We start from the raw sequence: 5815 nt of genomic DNA, 5'->3' as shown, positions 1-5815 counted from the left end.
GTGGCGTGGCGCGGGCCGCGGGCCTCGTGGAAGTGCTGCCCGTCGAACAGCAGGTCCACCACGTCTGGCGTGTCGAGGTGCCCGCCCTTGACGATGACGGCCGTCGGCCCGAGGTCGTGCAGGCGGCGGGCGGCCTCCCGGGCGTCGGCCTCGGTGCGCACGGGGCGGCCGGTCAGCGCTTCGGCCTCCGGGGCGTTCGGGGTCAGCACCGCGGCGAGCGGCAGCAGGTCGCGCACCATCACCGCGACGGCATCGTCGGACAGCAGGCGGTCCAGGCTCTTGGCCACCATCACCGGGTCCACCACGAGCGGGGCGATGCGTCGCGCCCGCAGGACGGCGGCCACGGCGCCCACCACCTCGGGCGTGCCGAGCATCCCGGTCTTGATCGCGCCGGCGCCCAGGTCGTCGAGGACGACCTCGATCTGCGCCGCGATCAGCGCCGTCGAGACCATCTCGAACGAGCGGACTCCCAGCGTGTTCTGGGCGGTGATGGCCGTGATCGCGCTCGTGCCGAAGACGCCGAGGGCCTCGAAGGTCTTGAGGTCGGCCTGGATGCCGGCGCCACCGCCGGAGTCGCTTCCCGCAATCGTCAGCGCTGTTGGTATCGTGGGGGACATTCGCCTCAGCATACCGTCCGGACAGCTCATCCATCCCTGACTGGGAGCCCTTCGTCACATCGCGTGGACGAGCCTCACCCGGCCTGCGTAGTGTTGGCGGTATCGGTCCGAGGAGGACGCATGCACTCACGAACGCTTTTCCGGGCCAGTCTGGCCCTCGCGGCGGCGCTGGCGGCCAGCGGCGGCACGCCCGGCTTCGCGCAGGCCCCGCCGGCCCCCGCGTACACCGTCCCGGTCGTCTACGACACGCTGCCCAACGGACTGAAGGTCGTGCTGTCGCGTGACACCACCGCGCCGACCGTGGTGGTCGGCGTCTACTACCAGATCGGCTTCCGGGTCGAGCCGAGGAATCGCACCGGGTTCGCCCACCTCTTCGAACACATGATGTTCCAGGGGTCGGCCAACCTCGGGAAGATGGAGTTCATCCGCCTGGTGCAGCGCAACGGCGGCATCCTGAACGGCTCCACGCGCTTCGACTTCACCAACTACTTCGAGGTGTTGCCGGCCCACACCCTCGAGACGGCCCTCTGGGCCGAGGCCGACCGCATGCGCGGGCTCGACATCACGCAGGACAACCTGACCAACCAGCAGGGCGTCGTGATGAACGAGGTGAAGGTCAACGTGCTGAACCAGCCCTATGGCGGGTTCCCGTGGCTCGACCTGCCGCAGTACGCCAACACCAACTGGCACAACGCCCACAACTTCTACGGCGATCTGAAGGACCTGCAGGCGGCCACGCTGACCGACGTGCAGGACTTCTTCAGGACCTACTACACGCCGGCCAACGCCGTGCTCGTCGTGGTCGGCGACTTCGACGAGGCTGCCGCCAGGGGCATGGTCGAGAAGTACTTCGGCGCCATTCCCTCGCGGAAGCCGGTTGCTCAGCCCGACCTGACCGAGCCCCGGCAGACCGAGCAGAAGCGCTTCACCAAGAAGGATCCGCTCGCCCGGAGGCCGGCCCTCGCCTTCGGTTACCACGTCCCCGCCCGCAACACGCCCGAGTACTACGCCATGGGCCTGCTCGATCAGATCCTGCTGCAGGGCGAGGACAGCGCGTTGCACAAGGCCCTGGTCAAGCAGAAGGCCTACGCTGGCGACGTCAGCGGCGGCATCAACCTGCTCGGCTCGATGTTCAACTACGCCGGCCCGATGCTCTGGATGGGGTCGCTGATCCACGAGCCCACCAGCACCGCCGACGACATTCTCGCCACGATGGATGCGGCGATCCGGCCGCTGCAGGAGGCGCCCGTCGATCAGGCGACCCTCGACCGCGCCCTCGTCAAGCTGCGGTCGTCCCTGTACGACTCGATGACCGACCTCAACGGCTTCGGCACGGCCGATCTGCTCGCGTCGTTCGCGATGTTCGACGACGACCCGTCGCGGATCAATCGGCTCGAGGCGGAGTTCCGCAAGGTGACGCCGGCGCTGCTCCAGAAGACCGCGCAGGAGTACCTGCGCCCCACCAACCGCACCGTCCTCATCGTCGAACCGGGCCAGGCCACGCCGGCCGGGCAGGAGTAAGCCATGCGCATCACAGGCCTTGCCATCGTGCCTGCCGTCCTCGCCGCCGCGACGACCGCGTTCGCGCAGACGGCCCCGAAACAGGCGCCGCCCGCGGCAGGCACGCCCCGGCCCTTCTCGCTGCCGACTCCGGAGTCGTTCACGCTGCCCAACGGACTGGGCGTAACACTGGTGCCCTACGGCACCGTGCCGAAGGTCACCGTCCATCTCGCGGTCGATGCCGCCAACGCCGACGAGACGGCGCAGCAGGTCTGGCTGGCCGACCTCACCGGTGCGCTGCTCAAGGAGGGGACGACGACACGATCGGCTGACGCGGTGGCCGACAGCCTCGCGAAGATGGGCGGCCGCCTCGATGTCGGTGTCGGTCCCGACGTGACGGCGCTGTCGGCCTCGGTGCTCTCGGAGTTCGCGGCGGGCGCCGTCGAGGTCCTCGCCGAGATCGTGCAGGCGCCGCTGCTGCCGGCCTCCGAGCTGCCGCGCCTGAAGGCGGACATGGTGCGGAACCTCACGCTCGCGAAGGCCCAGCCGCAGTCGATGGCCAGCGAGCGGTTCTCGCAGGTCCTGTACGGCGACCACCCGTACGGACGCGTGTTTCCCACCGAGGCGATGGTCAACGGCTACACCCACGCGGACGTGCGGGCCTTCCATGCCGCGACCTTCGGCGCCGCACGATCGCATCTCTATGTCGTCGGTCGCTTCGATGCCGAGGCGGTGCGGAGCGCGGTGCGAGCCCGGTTTGGACCCTGGCAGAAGGGCGCCGCGGCCCGCCGCACGCCGCCGACCCCGGCCGGCACCCGCGCGCTGCACGTGATCGATCGCCCGAAGGCGTCGCAGTCCACCCTGTACATCGGTCTGCCGGTCGTCGACCCCGGCCACGCCGACTACGTCGCGCTGCGCGTGACCAACGCCCTGCTCGGCGGATCCTTTGCCTCGCGCATCACCGCCAACATTCGCGAGCAGAAGGGCTACACCTATTCGCCCAACAGCTCGTTGTCGGTGCATCCGAAGGTCGCGCACTGGGTGCAGGTGGCCGACGTGACGACGGCCGTGACGGGGGCGTCGATGAAGGAGATCTTCTTCGAGGTGGATCGCCTGCGGCAGGAGCCACCGACGGAAGACGAACTCGCCGGCATCCGGAACTACCTCGCCGGTGTGTTCGTGCTGCAGAACTCGTCACGCGGCGGCATCATCCAGCAGCTCGAGTTCACGCGCCAGCATGGCCTCGGCGCGGACTACCTGCGGACCCTCGTGCAGAAGATCCAGGCCGTCACGCCGGCCGACGTGCAGCGGGTGGCGAAGTCCTGGCTGGATCCGGCGAAGATGACGATGGTGGTGGTCGGCGACACGGCCGAAATCGACGACCAGCTGGCGCCGTACGTCACGAAATAGGTTTGGTGCCGTAGCCGATCTCGGCGCCGCCGGAGATGACGTGATCGACGCCGGTCGTGTACGTCGCGTCGGCGGCGAGGTACACGCAGAGGCGGCCGACTTCGTCGGCCGTGCCGAGGCGGGGGAGCCACTGGGAGGTCTCGCCCCCCCGGCGCATCGCGTCAGGATCTGCTGACGCGTCTGCGAACGACTGCCACAGCGGCGTGTCGATGTTGCCGGGCGACACGCTGTTGACGCGGACGCCGTGCCGCGCCTCGTCGATGGCCAGGGCCCTCGAGAACGCGACGATGGCGCCCTTGGAGGCGACGTAGTCCACGGCGTGGTGCTGGCCGAGCGTGGCCACGAGACTGGCCATGTTGATGATGCAGCCCTGCACCTGACGCAGGTGTGGCAGCGCCAGTCGACACGCCATGAACTGGCTCACGAGGTTCAGGTCGAGCAGGTCGCGGAACGCGCCGGGCGTGATGTCGTCGATGGCGCGATGCGCCAGATGGGTGCCGGCGTTGTTCACGAGGCAGTCGAGGCGGCCATGGGTCGCCACCACGTCGGCGAACAGCGCCGCAAGGTCCTCGTCGCGGCGAACGTCGGCATGCACGTGCCGGCAGGTCGGCCCGAGCGCCGCAGCCAGGGCGTCACCCCCCGCGCGATCGGTGGACACGGCCACCACGTGGGCCCCCTCCCGCACGAACGCGCGCACGATGCCCTCGCCGATGCCGCGCGATCCGCCGGTCACGACCACGATGCGGTCGAGGTAACGCATGGGGGGATTTTAGGGGAATCGGGAACCGGGAACCGGGAACCGGAAACCGGGAGTCGGGAGTCGGGAGTCGGGCAACCGGGAGTGGGGCTCGGCGCTCAGCGAGGGCGCGCGCCGACACCGTCCGGCATGTACGGGCAATCCGGGACGGCCGGGTTGTTCGGCGAGTCGAGCGGATGCGGGCGCAGGACGGGGTGCTGGTCTGGCGCCAGCGTGGCGAGGCGCTTGTTGACGAACAGCGCCTCCCAGGCATAGGACGGCATGGGCGGCTGTGGCCCGCCGCACCCGTAGTTGTTCATGTGCAGGTGTGCGACATGGAAGCGGTCCTTCAGTCTGGACACGACCAGGTACTGCGTCCACGTGTCCACCGCGTCACCGTGCATCTCGATGGCGAGCTGGTCGATGCGGTCGAGGACCTCGGGCGGCGCATCGAGCAGGCTCTGCCACTCGGCGCCTTCGACGTCCATCTTCACCACGAGGCGGCGCGCGGCATCGCCATTGCGGGCCACCTGCGTCGCCAGTGCGTCGAAGACGCGACCCTCGGCGTCGACCGACGCGGTCGGGGCGATGCACTCGGCATGGAAGGTCGTCTGCCCGCCGTCGCACTGCGGCCGCCGCGTATCGAAGCAGTCGTACTGATGCACCGGGATGCCGAGGCGTGTCGAGATGCCGCAGCCCCAGCCGTCGTAGCCCGAGATGCCGTAGGAGTAGCCGGCGCCGGCCTGCAGCAGGTTGCCGCACATCAGGTAGCCGCCGTCGCCCAGTTCACCGAGGCGCTCGAGCGTGCAGTTGGCGAGCACGACCGGTTGCAGCGCCGCGTAGAGCCGCTCGCGCAGGTCCTGCTCTCGGGATTGGGGCAGCGTGACGGGAGTCCGGGCCGGCGCGCGCCGGTCGGTCAGCACGAAGGCAGCGAGCACGCCCACGGCGAGGACGAGGCCAGCGGCGGCGGCACGAGTCGGACGCATCAGCACGTGCTGCTAGCGTAGCTCATGCGCAGCCGCCCACCGACACCGGGCGCGCATCGGCGGCGTTCCCGCGGCGCTCCCGCGCGCCTCAGCGCGTGAACACCAGCATGTACTGATAGGGCAGGAACTGCTCCTGTCGGACGAAGCGGAAGCCGGCGGCTTCCGCCGCGCGCACGACCTGCGCCGATGGCATCCGTTCCTCGGGCGAGGGACCCGGGCCGCCCCCGTCGCTCCGATACTCGATGATGCCGAGACGCCCTCCGGGCTTCAGGGCCGCGCGGACGTTCGTGAGCAGCGACCGCGTGTCCTCCACCTCGTGGAACGTGTCGACCATCAGCGCGGCATCCAGACGGCCCTGCGGCAGCGCCGGATGGTCGGCCGCGCCGAGCACCGTCGAGACGTTGCCGAGCCCCTCACGCTGCACCCGGCGCTGGATGGCCTCGATCATCTGCGGCTGGATGTCCTCGGCATACACGACGCCGTTCGGCCCGACGCGCTTGGCCAGCCGCACCGTGAACCACCCGCCTCCAGCCCCGAGGTCGGCGACCACCGACCCGTCGCCGATC

General features: G+C 69.8%; 6 protein-coding genes. 2 read left to right on the top strand and 4 right to left on the bottom strand.

Going from position 1 to position 5815, the window contains the following annotated elements; translation table 11 throughout:
• The coding region (gene thiD / locus Q0C41_RS29245) for a bifunctional hydroxymethylpyrimidine kinase/phosphomethylpyrimidine kinase (RefSeq protein WP_291990189.1) at positions 1-617 on the bottom strand (617 nt) is incomplete at its 3' end.
• A 120-nt stretch (positions 618-737) separates the two neighbouring features.
• Here thiD and Q0C41_RS29240 point away from each other — a divergent pair.
• Together Q0C41_RS29240 and Q0C41_RS29235 are read left to right on the top strand one after the other, a co-directional pair.
• Positions 738-2138 (top strand): pitrilysin family protein, encoded by a 1401-nt coding sequence (locus Q0C41_RS29240; protein ID WP_291990187.1) that lies wholly within the window; start codon positions 738-740, stop codon positions 2136-2138.
• A gap of 3 nt (positions 2139-2141) precedes the next feature.
• Entirely contained in the window at positions 2142-3527 is a 1386-nt protein-coding gene (locus Q0C41_RS29235; protein WP_291990185.1) for a pitrilysin family protein, read from the top strand.
• Here the strand turns inward: Q0C41_RS29235 and Q0C41_RS29230 are convergent.
• The 3 genes from Q0C41_RS29230 to Q0C41_RS29220 form a co-directional block, all read right to left on the bottom strand.
• Complete coding sequence (locus Q0C41_RS29230; protein WP_291990183.1) at positions 3517-4287, bottom strand: SDR family oxidoreductase; 771 nt, start codon at positions 4285-4287, stop codon at positions 3517-3519. The genes Q0C41_RS29235 and Q0C41_RS29230 overlap by 11 nt on opposite strands.
• 95 nt (positions 4288-4382) lie before the next feature.
• Positions 4383-5249 (bottom strand): hypothetical protein, encoded by an 867-nt coding sequence (locus Q0C41_RS29225; RefSeq protein WP_291990181.1) that lies wholly within the window; start codon positions 5247-5249, stop codon positions 4383-4385.
• Between the two features lie 88 nt (positions 5250-5337).
• A partial coding sequence (locus Q0C41_RS29220; protein ID WP_291990179.1) for a class I SAM-dependent methyltransferase occupies positions 5338-5815 on the bottom strand: 478 nt, incomplete at its 5' end.

Source organism: Luteitalea sp., from assembly GCF_022842525.1.
Lineage (GTDB): Bacteria > Acidobacteriota > Vicinamibacteria > Vicinamibacterales > Vicinamibacteraceae > Luteitalea.
Note: the sequence above shows the minus strand (reverse complement) of the source record. Positions and strands in the feature narration are given on the sequence as shown.

Coding starts and splice junctions, on each gene's coding strand:
- Q0C41_RS29240 (WP_291990187.1), top strand. CDS start 738: ATGCACTCACGAACGCTTTTCCGGGCCAGTCTGGCCCTCGCGGCGGCG.
- Q0C41_RS29235 (WP_291990185.1), top strand. CDS start 2,142: ATGCGCATCACAGGCCTTGCCATCGTGCCTGCCGTCCTCGCCGCCGCG.
- Q0C41_RS29230 (WP_291990183.1), bottom strand. CDS start 4,287: ATGCGTTACCTCGACCGCATCGTGGTCGTGACCGGCGGATCGCGCGGC.
- Q0C41_RS29225 (WP_291990181.1), bottom strand. CDS start 5,249: ATGCGTCCGACTCGTGCCGCCGCCGCTGGCCTCGTCCTCGCCGTGGGC.